This window comes from Candidatus Methylomirabilota bacterium (assembly GCA_035764725.1).
Lineage (GTDB): Bacteria > Methylomirabilota > Methylomirabilia > Rokubacteriales > CSP1-6 > DASRWT01.
Genome location: DASTYT010000012.1, coordinates 1 through 19,108 on the forward strand (window position 1 = coordinate 1; position 19,108 = coordinate 19,108).

The following is a 19,108-nucleotide window of genomic DNA, read 5'->3' on the forward strand; positions in this document are numbered from 1 at the left end:
CGTCGTCATCGTGGGGACGCAGATCGCATCGCCACGGTGCGCGGCGATGACCTCGAGCACGTCTTCCGGCTTCATCGGGGCCTTCGCGACGGGCGGCGTCGACGGGGCGGCCATCACGCGGTCTCCAGCCCTACGAGCACCACGGCGGGCCCGCGGCGCTCGCGACTCAGGCGATAGTACTCGGGGATGAAGTGCAGATCGTCGGGGCCTTCGAGCCGCGCGTAGGGCACGCCGAAGGTGTCGAGCAGCGGCTCCGCGTAGCGGACCATCGAGTGCCGGGACTCGCGCGGGTCCTTGTCCTTCTCGCGGCTCAGCAGGCCGATCATGTAGAACATCGGCACCCGGCCGTCCATGGCGACGCCTCGAAGGGTGTTGATCGACGCGTACAGGCCCGCGTGCTGGATCATCAGGACCACGGGCTCGCCGCCCATGTAGAGGCCGGCGCCGATGGCGGTGGCCTCGTCCTCGGTGGCGCAGGTCACCACCCGGATGGACTCCTCCTTGTCGAGCGCGGCGAGCACTGTCTTCTGATGCGTATCGGGCACGCTGAGGATCCAGCCGAGATGGCTGTGGAGCGGCGGCTCCGCGACCTCCTTGGCGTGCGCGGTGCGGGCCTCGCGGAAAAGGTCCTTCAAGGTATCGATCACGAGCGTGGCGGGAATGGATTCGGGCATCGCGCCTCCTGGGCCGGTGAAAACCGCCCCTTTATACCACGTGGTCAGGGCCTCGCGGCCGGCCGTTCACCCGACGCGGCTGGTATACTCCAGCACCTGGCGCCCCGTCCACATGACATAGCGCTCGCGGTGATGCTGCGGGTCCCCGGACGCGAGCCGGTCAAGAGCCGGCTGCATGCCTTGCTGGGCCTCGAGGCGGCGACGCTGCTCTACCGCTGCTTCGTGCTCGATACCCTCGACACGGCGGGCCGGGTGCCGGGCGTCGAGGTCATCGCGGCCTTCTCGCCGGTGACGGCAGCGGCGGCGATGGCGGGGCTCGCGCCGGGCATGCGCCGGCTCGCCCAGCGCGGCGACGATCTGGGCGCGCGCATGGCGAACCTCGTGACGGATCTGCTCGAGGCGGGCCATGCCGCCGCGCTGGTCACCGGGAGTGATCTGCCCACACTGCCGGCCGCGCGCTTCGCCGAGGCGGCGCGCGTGCTCGCGGGGGGCGGCGCCGACGTGGTGTTGGGGCCGGCCGAGGACGGCGGCTACTACCTGATCGGGCTGGCGCGGCCCGCGCCGGCGCTCTTCGCCGACATGCGCTGGACCGCGCCCGACGTGCTCGCGGTTACGTGCGAGCGCGCCCAGCGGCTCGGGCTTCGCGTGCATCGACTCCCGCCCTGGTACGACGTGGACACCGCCGCGGACCTTCTCCGCCTGCGCGACGATCTCGCGAGCGTCGCCGCGCCGCCGGCGGCCGGCACCGCCGCCTGGCGCACGCGCCGCTGGCTCGCCGCCTTTCCCGGCTAGCGCGTCAGCCGCCGCCGCGCGCAAGCAGCGCGAGGAGCCGGCCCACCGGCTCGCCGAGTGGCGCCGCCGCCGCGCTCGCCTCCCAGCGTCGCTGCTGCTCGTCCGCGGGCAGCGCGGCGAGCCGCGCCTCCGCGCGGCGGCGGAGCTCCGGAGCGAGCAGCCGCGCGACCTCGAGCGCCAGCGCGCCCGCGCGCTCGCCGCGCGCGACCCCGGGAGGCGCCTCGCCGATCCACGCGAGGCCCACGTCGAGCAGCTGGCGGCGCACGCGCGCGGTCCCGCCGTTCACGCGGATTAGATCGCCGGGCACCGCGCCCCACTCGAGCGCCAGCTCGCCCAGCGTCTCGCCGATGGCGTCGCCGAGCACGGGCGCGCTCTCGCGCGCCACGAGGGCGGCGAGGGCGGGGCGCCACACGGGGGCGAGGGGCGCCGGCGCCCGCGCATCGTCGCGAGGCGCGGGGCGGGCGAGCACCTCGCCATCGGGGGCGAGCACGGCCCGATCCTCGAGCGCGCGGCCGAGCGCCCACAGCGAGCAGACGCGTCGCTCGCCCTCGGCGCGGATCATGCGCGGCTCGCGGCGCCCGAGGCCCTGCCAGTCCGGCCGATAGAACGCGATCCCGTCGAGCACGACCTTGTCCAGCTCCTGGCGGAGCTGCGCGCAGACGCCGTCGGCGACCCAGTGGCGCTCGTGGGGCGCCGGCAGCCAGTCCAGCCCCTCCTCGGAGATGAAGCGATCGAGCGGATCCGCAGCCTCCGGGTCGTGGCGGAAGCACTCGAGCAGCGCGGTGAAGAGCGACTCGCTCGGATACGGCCCGCGGTAGCGCACCCGGGCCAATCCCTGATCCTTCATGAGTCCGGCGAGCAGGTTGAGCACGGCGGTGCCGGCGCCGGGCGGCAGGCGCGACGGCGCGGCCAGCGGCGGGATCCACTCGAGCCGGGCCCAGTCCACCGACTGGAAGACGGTCAGCGGCGCGCGCGGCGTCCACGCCGCGTCGCTCTCGAGGAGCCACAGCGCATCGGAGACGCCCCACGCTGCGGGGGCGCCCGCCTCCGGCTCGACGCCGATCCAATCGCCGTGCGCGCTGCGGACCTTGGCCCATGCGAGCCCGCCGTCGTCGCGCCATCGATAGGCGGCGGTCAGGTGGCCGCGCCGGTCCAGCTCGACCAGACGGCGACGCGGCGTCACCGCGGTGTAGCCGACGAGCGAGCCGTGGCGGCCCGCGCTCAGGGGCGGGTCGGCGCTGTCGAGCGCGCGCCGCAGCGCGCCGAAGCGCTCGGGATCGTGAGCGGCGACCTCGGGGCGCTCGAGCGCCTCGGCCATCCGCTCCACGCGCGCACGGTCCATCGCGTCCCCGATGTTACAATGCGTCTCGATATGGGTGCCGCCGAGCTGGCCTGGCTATCCGCGCTCGAGCTCGCGCGGCGGATCCGCGGCAAGGAGATCTCGCCGGTCGAGGTGATGGAGGCGCTGCTCGACCGCGTCGCCGCCGTCAATCCCGCCATCAACGCCTACTGCACGCTCGCCGCCGAGGAGGCGCGTGACGCCGCCACCGCCGCCGAGGTGGCCATCCTCTCGGGTGAGGCCCTCGGCCCGCTCCACGGCGTCCCGGTGTCGGTGAAGGACCTGATCTTCACGCGCCGTCTCCGCACCACCGCGGGCTCCCGGCTCCTCGCTGATCACGTGCCGGAGGAGGACGCGGTCGCGGTGGAACGTCTACGCGGAGCGGGCGCCATCATCGTCGGCAAGACCAACACGCCGGAGTTCGGGTTCAAGGGCGTCACCGACAACCTGCTCTTCGGCGTCACGCGCAACCCGTGGGATCTCGCGCGCACGCCCGGTGGCTCGAGCGGCGGCGCGGCGGCCGCGGTCGCCGCCGGGCTCGGCCCTCTCGCGCTCGGCACCGACGGGGGCGGGTCGATCCGCATCCCCGCCTCGTTCTGCGGGATCTACGGCCTCAAGCCCTCGTTCGGCCGCGTGCCGTCGGGTCCTGGCCTGCCCGGTTGGGAAACGCTCTCGCATACCGGACCGCTTACGCGCACGGTGCGCGATGCCGCGCTCATGCTGGACGTCCTCGCGGGGCCCGACGATCGCGACCGCCACTCGCTTCCCGCAGTGGAGGGGCCGCCGTTCCTGGCCGCGTGCGACGACGGCATCGCGGGCCTGTCCGTCGCCTGGTCCGCCGACCTCGGCCACGGGCGCGTGGAGCCCGAGGTCGCCGACCTCTGCGCGGAGGCGGCGGTGCGCTTCGAGTCCCTGGGCTGCCACGTCGAGGTGGTCGTGCCCACCTGGGACGATCCCGAGCCCATCTATCGAACCCTCGCCGCCGGAGAGGCGTTCGCCGCCTATCGCGACCGGCTGGACGCGGGCGAGCAGCTGCTCGACCCCGCGTTCGTCGAGCTCCTGCGCTTCGGCGAGGCCATCACCGCCGAGCAATACCTCGGCGCGGTGCTCGCGCGGCGCGAGTTCTGGGGCGAGGTGCAGCGATTCCTCGCGCGCTTCGACCTGCTGATCATGCCCACCGTGGCGGTGGCGCCGTTCGCGGTCGACGCCCTGCCCATTCAGGAGATCGACGGGACTCCCGTGTCGCGGCTCGGCTGGACGCCCTTCACGTATCCGTTCAACCTGACCGGACAGCCGGCGGCGAGCGTACCCGCCGGGGTGACCGCCTCGGGGCTACCCGTGGGCCTGCAGATCGTGGGACGGCGCCACGCCGACCGCACGGTGCTGGCCGCCTCGGCGGCCTGGGAAGCCGCGGCCCCCTGGCACGCGCGCCGGCCGGGCCTGAGCTAAGCCTGCTCCAGCACGTCTTGCTGGTGGGAGTCGGAGGCGCGATCGGATCGGTCCTGCGCTTCCTCACCTCGCTCGCGGCGGCTCAGTGGCTCGGCGCGGACTTTCCGTACGGGACGCTCATCGTGAACCTGGTGGGATCCTTCGTCATCGGCTTCGTCCAGGAGATCGGCGGGGAGGCGCTGATGATCCCCGACGACATGCGGCTCTTCATCACCACGGGCATGATGGGCGGCCTCACGACCTACTCGACCTTCAGTTACGAGACGGTCCGGCTGATGGAGACGCACGCGTGGACCGGGGCCTGGATCAATGTCGTCATCACCACCGCGTGTGCCCTGGGCCTGTGCTTTCTCGGCATCGCCGCCGGCCGTCTCGTGATCGGGCTGCGGGGGTGATCCATGCGGAAGCTCGACGGAGAGCAGGTGCTGATGCGAATCTTCATCGGTGAGAGCGACAAGTGGGAGCGCCGGCCGCTCTACGTGGCGCTCGTGGAGCTGTTTCGCGCGAAGGGCCTGGCCGGCGCCACCGTGCTCCGTGGGGTCGCCGGGTTCGGCCCGAGCTCGATCCTGCACACCGCCGGCGTTCTGAAGCTCTCGGCGGACCTGCCGCTGATCATCGAGGTCGTCGACTCCCAGGAGCATCTGGACGCCATCCTGCCCGAGGTCGACCGGATGATGAGCGGAGGGCTCATCACGATGGAGAAGGTGCGCGTCCTCCGCTACGCACCCTGACCGTCAGGTCAGGGAAGGCGGGGTCGGGCTGGGCGCGTAGCGGATGACCCGCGCACGCTCGGTCATCACGACGCCTCCGTCACCCATCAGCGCGTCGACCTTGGGAAGGACGCGGTCGATTCGCTCCGGCGTGTCGACGACCTCGAGCACGATGGGAAGTCCCTGAGCGGTCACCTCGAGGACGAGGTTGTGGATGCGGCGATCATGGCCGTAGCCCGCGACCCCCTTGAGTACCGTCGTGCCCGCGAGCCCCTCGCTGCGCAGTATCTCGAGCAGGCGGCGAAAGAGCGGCTGGCGGTCGTGGGTTCGCGACTCGCTCAGGATGATGCGCAGCAGGACCTGCTCGCCCTCGATGCCCCGCATGACGCTCCCTCCCACCACATTGCTAGGGATAAGCCGCCGGACTCGATACCCTTGAGGGGAGTGACGCCATCCCCAATTCTACGCGTCGAGGCCCCGACCGCTCAAGGAGGGGCGAGGAGATCGTGCCGATGAGATGGCTCGTCCTGGCCTGTGCCCTTGCCGTCGCGCTGGAATCGCCGGCCTTCGCCCAGCCCGTGGCTTCGCCCGCCTATACGGTGGGCGACTCGTGGGCGTACACCGACGGCCGCCAGATCGCGGTGGTGAAGGTGGAGGACGGCGCGCCGATCATGGCGGGCCCGCTCGCGGTCTGTCCCACCTGTCTCGTCCACTACGATCGCAACCTCGCCATCCGGAAGGTCACCGACGCCGCCGGCAAGGCGGTGGAGGCTGCCAAGATCGACTTCCTCGCCCTCGGCCCCGAGTGGAAGTTCTACGCCTTTCCGCTCGAGGTGAAGAAGACGTGGAGCTTCTCGGCGGAGGGCCTGATCCGCGGTAAGCCCCAGCGTTACGACGTCGGCGTGGTGGTGGCCGCGCTCGAAGACGTGCAGACGAAGGCGGGAAGCTTCAAGGCGTTCAAGATGGAGCGGACCTGGACGGGCACCCAGGCCGGGCAGCCTTTCAAGTTCACCGATGTCGTGTGGTTCGCGCCCAGCGCGAAGTTCCCCGTCAAGTTCCAGTCGAGCCGCGCCGGCGTGAAGCCGGGCGAGCTGACCGCCTACAAGGTCAAGTAGCGGAGGGGCCGGCGGCGGTCAGGCCTTGGGCGGCGCGGGCGGGGCCTGGGGCGGCAGCGTCCACTCCGGGCGGCCGCGTAGCTTGTTGAGGACCTCGCCCATGAACTGGGACAGGGCGGCGGCAATGTCCTCGCGGTCCTTCATGCAGCGGGCATTGTCGGTCCGAAGCCGGGCGACGCCTTCCCGGAGGCGCTCGGTCTCCTGCTCCGTGGCCTGGATCTGAGCCCGCAGGCGCTCGGTGTCCCGCTCGGCGGTGAGCGCGATCCCGTGCAGGCGCGCAAACTCGTCCAGCACCGTGGTGAGGACCTTGACGTTGGCGTCGCCCTCGACCAGCCACTGGATCGCCTGCTCGCGAAGGGTGCTATCCCGTCGGCTCACGGTCTCCATCGCGTTCCCCCTGGCACCGCTCTGGCGCGGCAGGCCGTCCCGGGCCCTACCTCGCCGATTGCGCAAGCCTAGCCCCACCAACCCGGCCGGTCAATTGACATTTCCAATGGCCTGTCGGAGTATCCGTCTGCGGACTCCGATCTGCGAGCCCGCGCGCAAACACCCATGACCGTGAAACAATTCGACGCCATCGTGGTCGGAGGGAGCTTCGCCGGCCTCGGAGTCGCGCGCCAGCTTCAGGGGGAGGTCCTGATCCTCGATCGCAACGAGATCGGGGCCGTCCAGACCTCGGCTTGCGGCACGCCGCTCTGGGTGCCGGAGTCGCTCGGGGTCCGGACCAGCGTGCTCCAGATCCACGATCGCCTCACGGTTCGCACCCCTCAGAGCAGCGTCACCTACGATCTCTCCGAGGTGCCGTTCTGCACCTTCGACTACAAAGCCTTCTGCTTGGGGCTGCTGGCCCAGTGCCGCGCCCGCTTCCTGCGCGCCACGGTGACCGGGATCGAGGAGGGGGCGGTGGTGACGTCGGAGGGCCGCTTTCGCGCGCCCATCATCGTGGATGCCTCGGGCTGGCGCGGCACGCTCGTCAATGGCCGGCGCCGGGCCGCATCCCGGCGCGGTTACTCGTTCGGCCTCGAGACGCGCGCGCGGCTCACCGATGAGGGGCTGTCCTTCTGGCTCGACAAGCGGCTGATCCGCCGCGGGCTCGGCTGGGTGTTCCCGGTGGGCGGCGCGAGCCTCATCGGGCTCGGGTCGTACTCCGGCGCCTCCAAGCTCAAGCCGGCCCTGGATCGATTCCTCTCCGAGGTCGGCGCCGAGGCCACCACGTATCACGGCACGTACTTCCCCAATCGGCTCCTGCGTCCGACGGTGGGCCGGCTCTTTGCGGTGGGTGATGCCGCCGGGCAGTGCATGCCCTTCACCGCGGAGGGGATTCGCCCGGCTCTCTATTTCGGCGGGGAGTGCGGGAAGCTCGTCCAGGAGGTCATCGCGGGGCGACTGAGCCTGGGCGAGGCGCTGGATCGCTACCGCCGCCGCGTCGAGGGCTATCGCCGCGCGTACCGGGTGCTGTGGCTCGCGCAGCTCTTCGCCGCGCACGCCCCGACACGCTGGTTCGCCGCCTTCACCCGTCTCGCCGCCCGCGACCCTTTGCTCCCGCGCTGGTGGCCGCGCTACGGCTGGTTCGGGCGCTTCGAGGCCGCCGCGGTTCCCGCTCCATGAGGGCCCCCGTGCAACGATGCTCGGGCCGGCCGTGAGGCGATGGGCGAGCTGATCGGGCGGTATCGGTGGCCGATCCTGATCGGGGCGTCCGCGCTGTTCCTCGGCGTGTGCGTGTGGTTCATCATGTCGGAGTCGTCGGGCTGGGCCTATGTCGTCCGGCTGTACGAGGACAAGCGCTTCCTCAAGCAGACCCTCCGGGAGTGGGGCATCCTCGCCCCCATCTTCTTCATCCTGCTGCAGGCGCTCCAGGTCGTGGTCTCGCCGATCCCCGGCGAGGCCACCGGCTTTCTCGGCGGCTTCCTCTTCGGCGTCTGGGGCGGCTTCATTTACTCGACGATCGGGCTCACGCTGGGCTCGGTCGCGGCCTTCGCGGTGGGACGCTGGCTGGGCGCCCGCTTCGTGCAGCGCATGATCAGCCAGGAGACGTGGGACCGGCTCGGATTCATCGTGGAGGCGGAGGGGGCCATCCTCTGCTTCATCATCTTCCTGATCCCGGGGTTGCCGAAGGACATCGTCTGCTACCTCTTCGGGATCAGCCCGATGCCGATCTGGGTGTTCGCGGTGGTGTCCGGGCTCGGCCGGATGCCCGGCACCTGGATTCTCTCCGCGCAGGGCGCGCATACGGCCACCGGGCAATACATTCACGTGGTGCTGATCTCCGCCATCGCCATCGCGGTGGCGCTGCCGCTCTACTACTACCGCAAGCGGATCGTCGCGTGGGCGCAGCGCCGCAACCACCGGGAGGGGGCTTGACACCGGCGCCGCCGCATTCGTATCATCACGGACACTTTCCAGGAAAGGAGGCGGGCCGATGACGGGAACGGGAATCGGGAGCGTGCAGGGCTGGCGCCACTCCTTTTACTTTCCCCCGGTCCGCCTGCCGGCTCCCCTGAGCTAGTCTCCAGGAGCCACGGGCGGACGGATCGCCGGCCCGTGGCGAACCAGTCGAGCCCAACGCCGCGGCCAGCACCGCCCGCGGCGTTTTTGTTTGTGAAAATGGGCCGACGCGCGGAACGGAGGGCGCCATGATCATCGTGCTCAAGTCGGGGATCTCGGAGGCGGAAGTCGACGCGGTCTGTCGCCGTATCGAGGAGCTCGGGTACCGGCCCCACACCATTCGCGGCGAGTTCAAGACCGTGATCGGTGCGGTGGGGGAGGAGCGTGGGAAGGCGGATCTGCGGATCCTGGAAGCGATGGAGACGGTCGAGTCGGTGGTACCGATCCAGCAGCCGTTCAAGCTGGCGAGCCGCGAGATCCGGCCGGAGCCCAGCGAGGTGCGGGTCAACGGGGTGGTCATCGGGGCCAAGCCGGTGGTGGTGATGGCGGGGCCATGCTCGGTGGAGTCGGAGTCCCAGGTGCTCGAGGTGGCGGACGCCGTGAAGGACGCCGGCGCCCGGATCCTTCGCGGCGGCGCGTACAAGCCGCGCACGTCGCCGTACGCGTTCCAGGGGCTCAAGGAGCAGGGCCTGAAGTACCTCGCGGAGGCCCGCAAGCGCACCGGGCTTCCCGTCGTCACCGAGGTGCTCGAGACGGAGAGCGCCGAGCTGGTCGCCGAGTACTCTGACATCCTCCAGGTCGGCGCCCGCAACATCCAGAACTTCACGCTGCTCCGCCGGGTGGGCGAGCTGGGCAAGCCCGTGCTGCTCAAGCGAGGCATGGCCACCAGCATCCAGGAGTTCCTCCTCTCCGCCGAGTACATCCTCGCCGCGGGCAACCCTCGCGTGATCCTCTGCGAGCGAGGGATTCGTACCTTCGAGACCTCCACGCGCTTCACCCTCGACCTCAATGCGGTGCCGGTGCTCAAGAAGCTCTCGCACCTGCCGGTGGTCGTGGATCCCTCGCACGGCACCGGCCACTGGGATCTGGTCGCGCCGATGGCGAAGGGCGCGGTGGCGTGCGGCGCGGACGGGCTCATCATCGAGGTGCATCCCCGGCCCGAGGAAGCCCTCTCCGATGGGCCGCAGTCCCTCAAGCCGTCGAAGTTCGCGCAGCTCATGCGCGAGCTCCGGCCGGTCGCGGAGGCCGTCGGCCGCAGCCTCTGATCCGTACGACCGGCATGGCATAATCGGAGGACCATGCGAACGGGGCTGCCGAGGCGTCGGGATCGGCGTTTGCGCGGCCGGCGGGGGTTCTTCGTCGCCGTCGCCTGCTCGATCCTGTTCCATGTCCTCCTCGCCGCGCTGGTCCTGCTGGGCGGTGTCTGGAGCGAGCAAAAGCACGCGAAGAAGGGGGAGCCCCTCTTCGTGGACATCGCGCCGGACAAGCCGGAGGAGAAGGCCCCCGCGGGCAATCCGTCGCGCCCGCCCGGCACGGTGGCCAGTCGGCCGTCGCCGCCGCCGGCGCCGAAGGCGCCCGAGGCCAGGGTCCGGGTGGCGGAGGCGCCGCGGCCCGCCCCCAAACCGGCCCCCAGCCCGCCCGCGCCCGCCGCGCCGAAGCCGCCCGAGCAGGTCGCGAAGGCCGCGCCGCCCGAGCCGCCCGCGCCCAAGGCGCCGCCCGAGCCGGCGCCCGCGCCGAAGCCGGCGGAGACGCCGCCACCCACGACGCCCACGCCGCAGGCCACGCCGGCTCCCAAGGAGCCGCATGGTCCCGCCGAGAATCGCGTCGCCACTCCGTCGCCGCCGGCGCCCCAAGGCCCGACGACCGCGCGGAGCAGCGGCGGCATTGATCTGCCCGCCGCGATGCTGCGCCGCCCGCCCGGGCAGGGGGGCGGCGGCCTTCGCGACGGGCGCGGCGGCGTCGAGGGGGAGCCGGTCCCGCTCGACACGCCGGACCCGAAGTACCAGGACTACTTCCGCATCCTGCGCGAGCGGATCCAGGCCAAGTGGAGCTATCCGCGGGAGGCGGGGGACCGGGGCATCGGCGGCGCGCTCCTAATCGAGTTCCACATCGCCAAGGACGGCCGCCTCGCCTATCTGGAGGTCCGCCGTTCCTCCGGAGTCGAGATCCTCGACGAGTACGCGGTGAACGCGATCAAGCTCGCTCAGCCCTTTCCCCCGGTGCCGGACAACCTCGCCAAGCAGGTCCTCGCCATCAACGGGAACTTCGTCTACCAGATCGTCGAGAACTCCCTCGTCAAGCAGTTCACCCGGTAGGAAGCCGAGGGCGGGAAAGCCCCGCCGCGAGGGGCCGCCCCGACGGGGGCTCGCTTGACAGTGCTGTCGCGTATCCTGTAGCATGGCAATGCTTTTTGGGGGACGGGGCAGGCTCGTAGCTCAGTGGGAGAGCGCTACCTTGACACGGTAGAGGTCGGCGGTTCGAAACCGCCCGAGCCTACCACTCGATCTCGTCAGTCAGGAGTGCCTATCCGGGACGGAGCAGCGCACGCGGAAACGAGCGGGAGCGAGCATCACCGGGCGGGGTCCCAGTGATGCTTTTTTGTTCTACGTGGCGGGTCCGATGCCGAGGAATCGATGGCTGAGTCCGAAGAAGACCGACATCTGAAGCTGGCCGGGGAGTTCGACTGCGTCCCCGAGCCCCTGCCCACCCTCCGCCACTCCACGTCCCACGTGATGGCGCAGGCGGTCAAGCAGCTCTTCCCCGACGTGCGGGTCGCCATCGGCCCCGCTATCGAGGACGGCTTCTACTACGACTTTGCCAAGGCCACACCCTTCACGCCGGAAGACCTCGAGAAGATCGAGGGGCGGATGAAGGACATCGTCAAGAAGGATCTGCCCTTCATCAGAGAGGAATGGCCTCGCGAGCAGGCCATCCGCTGGTTCGAGGAGCACGGCGAGCCCTTCAAGGTCGAGATCCTGCGTGGGCTCGACGTGCCCACGGTGTCGGTCTACAAGCAGGGCGACTTTCTTGATCTCTGCCGCGGGCCGCACGTGGGGTCCACGGGCGCGATCAAGGCCTTCAAGCTCCTCTCGTCCTCGGGCGCGTACTGGCGCGGAGACGAGAAGAACCCGATGCTCCAGCGCATCTACGGGACGGCGTGGCTCACCCGGGAGGAGCTCGACAAGCACCTCTGGCGGCTCGAGGAGGCGAAGAAGCGCGACCACCGGAAGCTCGGCCGCGAGCTCGGGCTCTTCGAGTTCCACGACGTGGCGCCGGGCGCGCCGTTCTGGCTTCCCGGCGGCATGGTGCTCGTGCGCGAGCTCGAGCGGATGGCGCGCGAGTCGCTGGACACGCGGGGCTACCAGGAGATCGCCACGCCCATCGTGGTGAACAAGAAGCTCTGGGAGCAGTCGGGGCACTGGGCCCACTACCAGGAGAACATGTTCATCCTCGACGTCGAGGGCGAAACATACAGCCTCAAGCCCATGAACTGCCCGGAGTCGTCCTACGTCTACAAGCGCTCGCTGCGCTCGTATCGGGACCTCCCCATCCGCTACTCCGAGATGGGGCGCTGCCACCGCAACGAGCGCTCGGGCACGCTGTCCGGGCTGGTGCGGGTGCGCCAGTTCACGCAGGACGACGCCCACATCTACTGCCGGCCCGATCAGCTCCAGGCGGAGATCACGGATCTCCTCGAGCTGGTCCGCGAGTGGTACGCCACGTTCGGGCTGCCGCCCTCGTACCGGCTGGCCACCCGGGCGCCCGACAAGCTCGGCACGGAGCAGCAGTGGGATGCGGCGGAGGACGCGCTCCACCAGGCGCTCCGGGCCAACGCGGTCGCCTACGACCTCGACAAGGGCGGGGCGGCCTTCTACGGGCCCAAGATCGACATCGACGTGGAGGACGCGCTGGGCCGCCAGTGGCAGCTCGCCACCATCCAGGTCGATCTCACGATGCTGCCCGAGCGCATGCAGTGCGAGTTCATCGACACCGACGGCCAGCCCAAGCGGCCGGTGGTGGTGCACCGCGCGATCTTCGGCTCATACGAGCGCTTCGTGGCCATCCTCACCGAGCACTTCGCCGGCGCGTTCCCCACGTGGCTCGCCCCCGTGCAGGCGCGCGTGCTGCCCATCAGCGAGAAGCACGCCGAGTACGGGCGCGCGGTGCACGCACGCCTGCGCCAGGCGCGCATCCGCGCCGAGCTGGACGACCGCAACGAGAAGCTGGGATACCGCGTGCGCGAGGCCCAGGTGCAGAAGGTGCCGTACGTGCTGGTGGTCGGCGAGCGCGAGGCCCAGAACGGCACCGCGAGTGTCCGCGTCCGCGGCGGCGCCGACCTCGGCGCCCTGCCCGTCGACCGCGTGCTTGCCGAGCTCGCCGCGGAGATCGCCAGTCGGTCCGCCACTCTCACCGTGGGGCAGTCGGCATGAGCCGCGCCCCCAAGGAGCCGCGCGATACAGCCTAAAGACATTCGCATCAACGAGGGGATTCGGGTTCGGGAGGTGCGGGTGGTGAGCGACACCGGGGAGCAGCTGGGGATCTTGCCGATCGCCCAGGCCCTGGAGCTGGCGAAGCAGCGCGACATGGATCTGGTCGAGGTGGCGGCGGAGGCGGTCCCGCCCGTGTGCCGGATCATGGACTTCGGCAAGTACAAGTACACGCAGGCGCGGAGGCAGAAGGAAGCGCGCAAGAAGCAGACGACGATTCTCGTGAAGGAAGTGAAGCTCGGCCCCAAGACGGACACGCACGATTTCGACTTCAAGGCCAAGCACGTGCGCCGGTTCATCGAGGAAGGCAACAAGGCCAAGGTCACCGTGCGGTTCAAGGGGCGTGAGATGGCGCATACGGAGCTCGGCTGGAAGATGCTGAACCGGATGCAGGAGCTGATGTCGGACCTGGCGGTGGTGGAGAGCCACCCGCGGATGGAGGGGCGCATGCTCAGCATGATCCTCTCGCCGAAAGCGCACTGAGGGACAGGACCATGCCGAAGATGAAGACGAAGCGGGCGGCGCGCAAGCGCCTCAAGGTCACGGGCACCGGTAAGCTGATGCGGCGCCGGGGGCTGAAGCGGCACATGCTGGAGCACAAGAGCCCGAAGCGCCGGCGCCACCTCGGCAAGTCGGCGCCGGTCAGCCCGGCGGACCACGACCGGATCAGGGCGCTCGTACCCTACCTGTAGGAGAGGAGCCACACGATGCCACGGGCCAAGGGCGGGTCGAAGACCCGCCAGCGCAGGAAGAAGATTCTCAAGCAGGCGAAGGGCTACTTCGGCGGGCGGCGGCGTCTCTACCGCACGGCGGCGGAGACGGTGCTGCGCGCGGGCGCCTTCGCCTACAGGGGGCGCAAGCAGAAGAAGCGGCGGGCGCGCGCGCTGTGGATCATCCGCGTGAACGCGGCGTGCCGCCCCCTCGGGCTCTCCTACTCGCGGTTCATGGACGGGCTCAAGAAGGCCGGCGTCGCGCTCGATCGGAAGATCCTGGCCGAGCTCGCCGTGCACGATCCCACCGCCTTCGCCAAGCTGGCGGAGACGGCGCGAGCGGCGGACCGCGCCTAGCGTGAAGGGGGACCCCCGGGTCCAGCAGATCCACGACCGGGCCCTGGCGGAGATCGCCGGGGCCCGGTCCACGTCTGATCTGGAAGCGCTGCGCGTGCGCGTCCTCGGGCGCTCCGGCGAGCTGACCGCGCTGCTGCGCTCGCTGGGCTCGCTCCCCGCCGCCGAGCGGCCGAAGGTCGGGCAGCAGGCCAACGAGGTCAAGCAGGCGCTCGAGGCCGCGCTCACCGCGCGCATCGAGACCCTCAAGGACGAGGAGCGCCGGCGTGCCCGCGAGTCCGAGCGGATCGATCTCACGCTGCCCGGCCGCTACACGCCGCCGGGCGCGGTGCACCCGCTCACGCGCGTGCTCGACGAGATCATCTCGATCTTCGCCGGCCTCGGCTTCTCGGTGGCGGAGGGGCCCGAGGCGGAGACCGACTACTACAACTTCAGCGCGCTCAACTTCCCCGACGACCATCCCGCACGCGACATGCAGGACACGCTGCACCTCGCGGGGGGCGCGCTGCTGCGCACCCATACCTCACCCGTGCAGATCCGGACCATGCTGGGTCGGAAGCCGCCGGTGCGCACGATCTCGCCGGGCAAGGTCTATCGCCGCGACCTGACCGACGCCACCCACTCGCCGATGTTCCACCAGGTCGAGGGGTTGGCGGTGGACCGCCACATCACCATGGCCGACCTCAAGGCCACGCTCGAGCTCTTCGCGAAGCAGATGTTCGGCGCGCGCTCGCGGCTGCGCTTCCGGCCGTCGTTCTTCCCCTTCACCGAGCCCTCGGCGGAGGCGGACGTGCTCTGCTTCAAGTGCGGCGGCGACGGCTGCCGCTTCTGCAAGCAGGGGGGCTGGCTCGAGATCCTGGGCTCGGGCATGGTGCATCCCAACGTGCTCCGCAACGTGGGCTACGATCCCGAGGAGGTCACCGGCTGGGCCTTCGGCATGGGTGTCGAGCGTATCGCGATCCTCAAGTACGAGGTGGACGACATCCGCCTGTTCTTCGAAAACGACCTGCGCTTCCTCGGCCAGTTCGCCCCCGTCACGGTGGCCGCGCCATGAAGATCTCCTACCGCTGGCTGCGCGAGTACGTGGACACGGATCTGCCGCCCGCCGTCCTCGCCGACCGGCTCACCAATGCCGGCATCCCGGTGGAGGGGGTGACCCCCCTCGTTGAAGGGCTCGGGGGCGTGGTGGTGGCCGAGATCGAGTCCATCGAGCGCGAAGTTCCCGGGGCGGGCGGCCACGTCAACCGCCTGTGCCGCGTGGCGCTGCCCGATCGCACGCTGTCGGTGCTCTGCGGCGCGCCCAACGCCGTCGTCGGCCTCCGCACCGCGCTGGCCCCGCCCGGCGCCACCCTGCCTGGCGGGCGGGCGATCGGCGTCGCCACCATTCGTGGCACGCGCTCCGAGGGCATGCTGTGCTCGGAGAAGGAGCTGGGCATCGGGGACGACGGGGACGGCATCCTCGCCCTGCCCGCGGATGCGCCCCTCGGCACGGACCTCGTCACCTATCTCGGGCTCGACGACACCATCTTCGAGATCGAGATCACGCCGAACCGGCCCGACGCGCTCTCCATCGTGGGCGTGGCGCGCGAGGTCGCGGCAGTCACCGGCGCGCCCTTCCGCTTCCCCCAGGTCGCGGTGAAGGAGAGCGAGCCCGAGGCGGCGGCGCTGGCGACGGTGGAGATCGCCGATCCCGATCTGTGCCCCCGCTACGCGGCGCGGGTGATCACCGGGCTCACGGTGAAGCCCTCGCCGCCATGGCTGGCGCAGCGCCTACGCGCGGTGGGCCTCCGCCCCATCAACAACGTGGTGGACGTCACGAACTACGTCATGTGGGAGCTGGGCCAGGCGCTGCACGCCTTCGACCACGCCGCGCTCGACGGCGCCCGCATCGTCGTGCGCCGCGCGCGGCCCGGCGAGCGCATCACGACGCTGGACGGCCGGACCCGTGCGCTGAGCCCGGACATGCTGGTGATCGCGGACGCCGGGCGCCCGGTGGGGCTCGCGGGCGTGATGGGCGGCGGCGACAGCGAGGTGCGCTCGGAGACGACCACCGTGCTCCTCGAGGCCGCCTGCTTCAACGGCGCGTCCGTCCGCCGGACGTCGCGCGCGCTCGGGCTCGCCACCGACGCCGCCTATCGTTTCGAGCGCGGCAGCGACATCGAGGCCGTGATCCCCGCGGTGAACCGCGCCGCGCTGCTCATGGCGGACCTGGGCGGCGGCACGGTGGCGCGCGGCGTGATCGACGTGTACCCGGCGCCGCGGGCGCACTCGCGCATCGCGCTGCGGCTCGAGCGGGTCGAGCGCGTGGTCGGCGCGGTCCCGCCGCGCGCGGAGGTCATTCGCATCCTCCAGGCCCTGGGCTTCGCGGTCGATGATTCCGGACCCGTGCTCCAGGTGGTGGTGCCGAGCTTCCGGCGCGACATCGTCCAGGAGGACGATCTCGTCGAGGAGATCGTGCGCATCTGGGGCTACGACAAGATCCCGCAGCAGCTCGCCCCCGCCGGCGAGCTGTCGCCGGTGACACGGCCCGCCGATCAGCTCCTCGCCGAGCGGGCGGGCGGCGCGCTCGTCGACGCGGGCCTGTCGGAGTGCATCACGTACTCGTTCCTCGATCCTGCGCGCCTCAAGGCGCTGGGGTGGGACGATCCCGGCCGCCTCGTCGCCCTGCTCAACCCGCTCTCCGCGGAGCGGTCGATCATGCGGCCGTCCCTGGTGCCGGGCCTGCTCGAGGTGCTCGCGACCAACGCTCATCGCCAGCGGCCCGACGTGCGCGTGTTCGAGACCGGCGTCACCTTCGCTCCCCACCGCGAGCACGACGGCGACCGGCCGATGCACGAGGAGCTGTGGCTGGGCGTGGCGCTCACCGGCCAGCGCGCGGCCCGCGCGTGGCATGCGTCCCGCGAGCGCGTCGATCTCTACGACGCCAAGGGCATGGCCGAGCTCGTCCTCGCCACCGCGGGCGTGACCGGGGCCGTCACCGAGCCGTGGCCGGCGGGCGAGGAGCCGGGGTATTTCGAGCCGGGCCGCGCCGCGCGGCTCCTCGTCGACGGGGCGGAGATCGCGCGCTTCGGCGAGGTGGCCCACCGGGCCCGCGAGGTCTTCGACCTCGCCGCGCCGGTCTTCGTGGCCGAGGTCTCACTGTCCGCGCTCGTCGCGCGGGCGCCCGCGGTGCCGCGCTTTATCCCGCTGCCGCGCTTCCCCGCCGTGCAGCGTGACCTGGCCCTCGTCGTCGGCGACGACGTCACGGTGGCGCAGGTGGAGGCGGCCATCCGCAGCCTGGCCGTCGCATGGCTGGTCGACCTCGCCCTCTTCGACGTGTACAGCGGGAGCCAGGTAGGGCCGGGAAAGCGGAGTCTTGCGTGGAGTCTCACCTATCAGGCCGTCGACCGCACGCTGACGGACGCGGAGGTCAACGAGGCGCACGGGCGCCTCGTTCGCGAGCTGGCCGCGCGCTTCGGCGCCGAGGTTCGGGGGGCCTGATGGCCGACACGCTGGCGCAGCGCCTCGAGATGCTGGAGGCGGCGATCAAGCGCGCGACCGCGCAGATCGAGCGGCTCCGCGCGGAGCGCGACACCCTCAAGACGCGGCTGGAGTCCTACGAGGCGGAGCGCGCCGAGCTCCGGGCGCTCAAGCAGGAACGGAAGGACATCGTGACCCAGATGGACGCGATCCTCCGGGAGCTGGACAAGCTCGATCTCTAGGAGGCCCCGGCATGGCCGAGCCCAGACGCGTCGACGTGGAGATCCTCGGGCAGCGCTATGCGATCCGTAGCGAGGCGCCGCCGGACTATGTCCGCCAGCTTGTCGCCTATGTGGAGAAGCGGGTGCAGGAGATCCGAGGCGACGCGCCGGGGCAGGATACGACCAAGGTGCTCGTCCTCACCGCCCTCGACATCACCGACGAGCTGTTCCGCCTGCGCGACGAGCAGGGCAAGGGCGACATCGACGTCACCGCGCGCCTGGGCCAGCTGATCAAGCTCCTGGACGCCGTGGTCCCGCCGTCGCGCTAAGGCTCCGCCATGGCCCATCTGCTCTGCCACGCGGAGCCCGACACGCTGATCCTGGACACCGACGTGCTCGACGCCCAGCCCGGCCGCGTTCTCCTGAAGCGCTCGCCCTTCTATCCCGGCGGCGGCGGCCAGCCTCCGGATCGGGGCGCGCTCGAGTGGAACGGGGGCGTGACCGCCGTGAAGGGCTTCGAGCCGGGCATCGAGGGGGTCTGGCATCTCCTTGCCGACGAGGTCGAGCTGACCGGCCCGATCCGCGCCACCGTGGACCCGGCGTTCCGCCGCCTGATGCGCTCGGTGCACACGGATACGCACATCCTCAATGCCTTCGTCTTTCGCGCCTTCAATGGGGCGCTGGTCACCGGCGTCCAGATCGGGGAGGACGGCACCGCCCGGATGGACTTCGACGTGCCCGACGCCGACAATGACCGGCTCCGGGCGCTCGAGGGCCCCATCAACGACGCGATCGCGCAGGACCTGCCCCTCCGCTTTACGTACGTTCCGATGGCCGAGGCGCTCGCCCAGCGGGGGCTCATCCGCACGCAGGCGGTGGCCCCGCCCCCCACCCCCGACGGTCTGATCCGCATCGTCGAGATCGCGGACCTGGACCGGCAAGCCTGCGGGGGGACGCATCTCGCCGCCACCGGAAGCTCCCCGCCCATCCGCATCCTCAAGATCGACAACAAGGGGCGTCACAACCGACGGGTGAAGATCGGCCTCGTCGCGCCCCCGACGGGCCCCTGACGCGGGCACAAACTCCTTGACGCTCGGGCGGGGCGGGGGGTACACAGGAAGCGCCCTGCGCTGTGCGTGATGTCGGGGGGAAGTTTCAACCTCGTTTACATGCAGGACGCCGTGCAAGAGGGTGGTGCGCATGCCCCTCGTAGAGGGGAAGCCTAAAGCCCTCCTTTTGGCGCCCACCTGGTACATACCAGGTTCGAAACACCACCGGCACACGGCAGAGGTGGGGCATCTCTCCTTGGCGCGCGTCCGCCCCGGACGTGTGTCCTTTCGTTGACAACGCTGCGTCCAAGCGCCTATACTTTGGCAAATTTCGCGGCTACTTGCCGCGCGTGGACCCACAGCG

General features: G+C 70.9%; 22 protein-coding genes, 1 tRNA gene and 1 other RNA gene. 20 read left to right on the forward strand and 4 right to left on the reverse strand.

Features of this window, described 5'->3' with window-relative positions; genetic code table 11:
• Positions 1–113 precede the first annotated feature (113 nt).
• Positions 114–674, reverse strand: coding sequence for a thiamine pyrophosphate-binding protein (locus VFX14_01415; protein HEU5188326.1), 561 nt, complete (start codon positions 672–674; stop codon positions 114–116).
• Between the two features lie 132 nt (positions 675–806).
• Between VFX14_01415 and VFX14_01420 the strand changes: the two genes are divergently transcribed.
• Positions 807–1,466 carry a TIGR04282 family arsenosugar biosynthesis glycosyltransferase gene (locus VFX14_01420; GenBank protein ID HEU5188327.1) on the forward strand — a complete coding sequence of 220 codons (660 nt, stop codon included), beginning with the start codon at positions 807–809 and terminating at the stop codon, positions 1,464–1,466.
• Positions 1,467–1,470: 4 nt separating this feature from the next.
• On the opposite strand, the gene VFX14_01425 is transcribed toward VFX14_01420, so the two are convergent.
• Complete coding sequence (locus VFX14_01425; protein HEU5188328.1) at positions 1,471–2,808, reverse strand: hypothetical protein; 1,338 nt, start codon at positions 2,806–2,808, stop codon at positions 1,471–1,473.
• 18 nt (positions 2,809–2,826) lie between these two features.
• Between VFX14_01425 and VFX14_01430 the strand changes: the two genes are divergently transcribed.
• Genes VFX14_01430 through VFX14_01440 form a run of 3 tightly spaced genes read left to right on the forward strand, consistent with a single transcriptional unit; the run spans position 2,827 to position 4,985 of the window.
• Positions 2,827–4,254, forward strand: a complete 1,428-nt coding sequence (locus tag VFX14_01430; protein ID HEU5188329.1) for an amidase — start codon at positions 2,827–2,829, stop codon at positions 4,252–4,254.
• Positions 4,255–4,277: 23 nt separating this feature from the next.
• On the forward strand, positions 4,278–4,649 hold the full coding sequence (crcB, locus tag VFX14_01435) for a fluoride efflux transporter CrcB (protein ID HEU5188330.1): 372 nt from the start codon (positions 4,278–4,280) through the stop codon (positions 4,647–4,649).
• Positions 4,650–4,652: 3 nt separating this feature from the next.
• Complete coding sequence (locus tag VFX14_01440) at positions 4,653–4,985, forward strand: DUF190 domain-containing protein (GenBank protein ID HEU5188331.1); 333 nt, start codon at positions 4,653–4,655, stop codon at positions 4,983–4,985.
• A gap of 3 nt (positions 4,986–4,988) precedes the next feature.
• On the opposite strand, the gene VFX14_01445 is transcribed toward VFX14_01440, so the two are convergent.
• Entirely contained in the window at positions 4,989–5,348 is a 360-nt protein-coding gene (locus VFX14_01445) for a DUF190 domain-containing protein (protein ID HEU5188332.1), read from the reverse strand.
• Positions 5,349–5,476: 128 nt separating this feature from the next.
• Here VFX14_01445 and VFX14_01450 point away from each other — a divergent pair, with 128 nt between their 5' ends.
• Positions 5,477–6,079, forward strand: coding sequence for a hypothetical protein (locus VFX14_01450; GenBank protein ID HEU5188333.1), 603 nt, complete (start codon positions 5,477–5,479; stop codon positions 6,077–6,079).
• Between the two features lie 18 nt (positions 6,080–6,097).
• Here the strand turns inward: VFX14_01450 and VFX14_01455 are convergent, their stop codons facing one another.
• Positions 6,098–6,457, reverse strand: coding sequence for a hypothetical protein (locus tag VFX14_01455; GenBank protein HEU5188334.1), 360 nt, complete (start codon positions 6,455–6,457; stop codon positions 6,098–6,100).
• Positions 6,458–6,631: 174 nt separating this feature from the next.
• On the opposite strand from VFX14_01455, the gene VFX14_01460 reads away from it, so the two are divergent.
• The 15 genes from VFX14_01460 to ssrS all read left to right on the forward strand — a co-directional run bounded on the left by VFX14_01460 (position 6,632) and on the right by ssrS (position 18,996).
• Positions 6,632–7,687, forward strand: coding sequence for a hypothetical protein (locus tag VFX14_01460; protein HEU5188335.1), 1,056 nt, complete (start codon positions 6,632–6,634; stop codon positions 7,685–7,687).
• Between the two features lie 39 nt (positions 7,688–7,726).
• A complete protein-coding gene (locus VFX14_01465) occupies positions 7,727–8,440 on the forward strand; it encodes a TVP38/TMEM64 family protein (GenBank protein HEU5188336.1) in 714 nt (237 codons plus the stop codon).
• Between the two features lie 272 nt (positions 8,441–8,712).
• Positions 8,713–9,729 carry a 3-deoxy-7-phosphoheptulonate synthase gene (aroF, locus tag VFX14_01470; GenBank protein HEU5188337.1) on the forward strand — a complete coding sequence of 339 codons (1,017 nt, stop codon included), beginning with the start codon at positions 8,713–8,715 and terminating at the stop codon, positions 9,727–9,729.
• Positions 9,730–9,798: 69 nt separating this feature from the next.
• Entirely contained in the window at positions 9,799–10,779 is a 981-nt protein-coding gene (locus VFX14_01475; GenBank protein HEU5188338.1) for an energy transducer TonB, read from the forward strand.
• Between the two features lie 109 nt (positions 10,780–10,888).
• Positions 10,889–10,963: transfer RNA gene (locus VFX14_01480), tRNA-Val, on the forward strand.
• Between the two features lie 134 nt (positions 10,964–11,097).
• Positions 11,098–12,894, forward strand: a complete 1,797-nt coding sequence (gene thrS / locus VFX14_01485; protein HEU5188339.1) for a threonine--tRNA ligase — start codon at positions 11,098–11,100, stop codon at positions 12,892–12,894.
• A 24-nt stretch (positions 12,895–12,918) separates the two neighbouring features.
• Positions 12,919–13,434 (forward strand): translation initiation factor IF-3, encoded by a 516-nt coding sequence (gene infC, locus VFX14_01490; protein HEU5188340.1) that lies wholly within the window; start codon positions 12,919–12,921, stop codon positions 13,432–13,434.
• Positions 13,435–13,445: 11 nt separating this feature from the next.
• Positions 13,446–13,643: a 50S ribosomal protein L35 gene (gene rpmI, locus VFX14_01495; GenBank protein ID HEU5188341.1), complete on the forward strand. Its 198-nt coding sequence runs from the start codon at positions 13,446–13,448 to the stop codon at positions 13,641–13,643.
• Positions 13,644–13,658: 15 nt separating this feature from the next.
• Positions 13,659–14,018: a 50S ribosomal protein L20 gene (gene rplT / locus VFX14_01500; protein HEU5188342.1), complete on the forward strand. Its 360-nt coding sequence runs from the start codon at positions 13,659–13,661 to the stop codon at positions 14,016–14,018.
• A 1-nt stretch (position 14,019) separates the two neighbouring features.
• Positions 14,020–15,069, forward strand: coding sequence for a phenylalanine--tRNA ligase subunit alpha (pheS, locus tag VFX14_01505; protein HEU5188343.1), 1,050 nt, complete (start codon positions 14,020–14,022; stop codon positions 15,067–15,069).
• Positions 15,066–17,495 (forward strand): phenylalanine--tRNA ligase subunit beta, encoded by a 2,430-nt coding sequence (gene pheT / locus VFX14_01510; GenBank protein HEU5188344.1) that lies wholly within the window; start codon positions 15,066–15,068, stop codon positions 17,493–17,495. Before pheS ends, pheT begins: the two co-directional genes overlap by 4 nt.
• A complete protein-coding gene (locus VFX14_01515; GenBank protein ID HEU5188345.1) occupies positions 17,495–17,716 on the forward strand; it encodes a hypothetical protein in 222 nt (73 codons plus the stop codon). Before pheT ends, VFX14_01515 begins: the two co-directional genes overlap by 1 nt.
• Positions 17,717–17,727: 11 nt before the next feature.
• Entirely contained in the window at positions 17,728–18,024 is a 297-nt protein-coding gene (locus tag VFX14_01520; GenBank protein ID HEU5188346.1) for a cell division protein ZapA, read from the forward strand.
• A 9-nt stretch (positions 18,025–18,033) separates the two neighbouring features.
• Positions 18,034–18,765: an alanyl-tRNA editing protein gene (locus tag VFX14_01525; protein ID HEU5188347.1), complete on the forward strand. Its 732-nt coding sequence runs from the start codon at positions 18,034–18,036 to the stop codon at positions 18,763–18,765.
• A 49-nt stretch (positions 18,766–18,814) separates the two neighbouring features.
• A non-coding RNA gene (ssrS, locus tag VFX14_01530) (6S RNA) lies at positions 18,815–18,996 on the forward strand.
• The last annotated feature ends 112 nt before the right edge of the window (positions 18,997–19,108 follow it).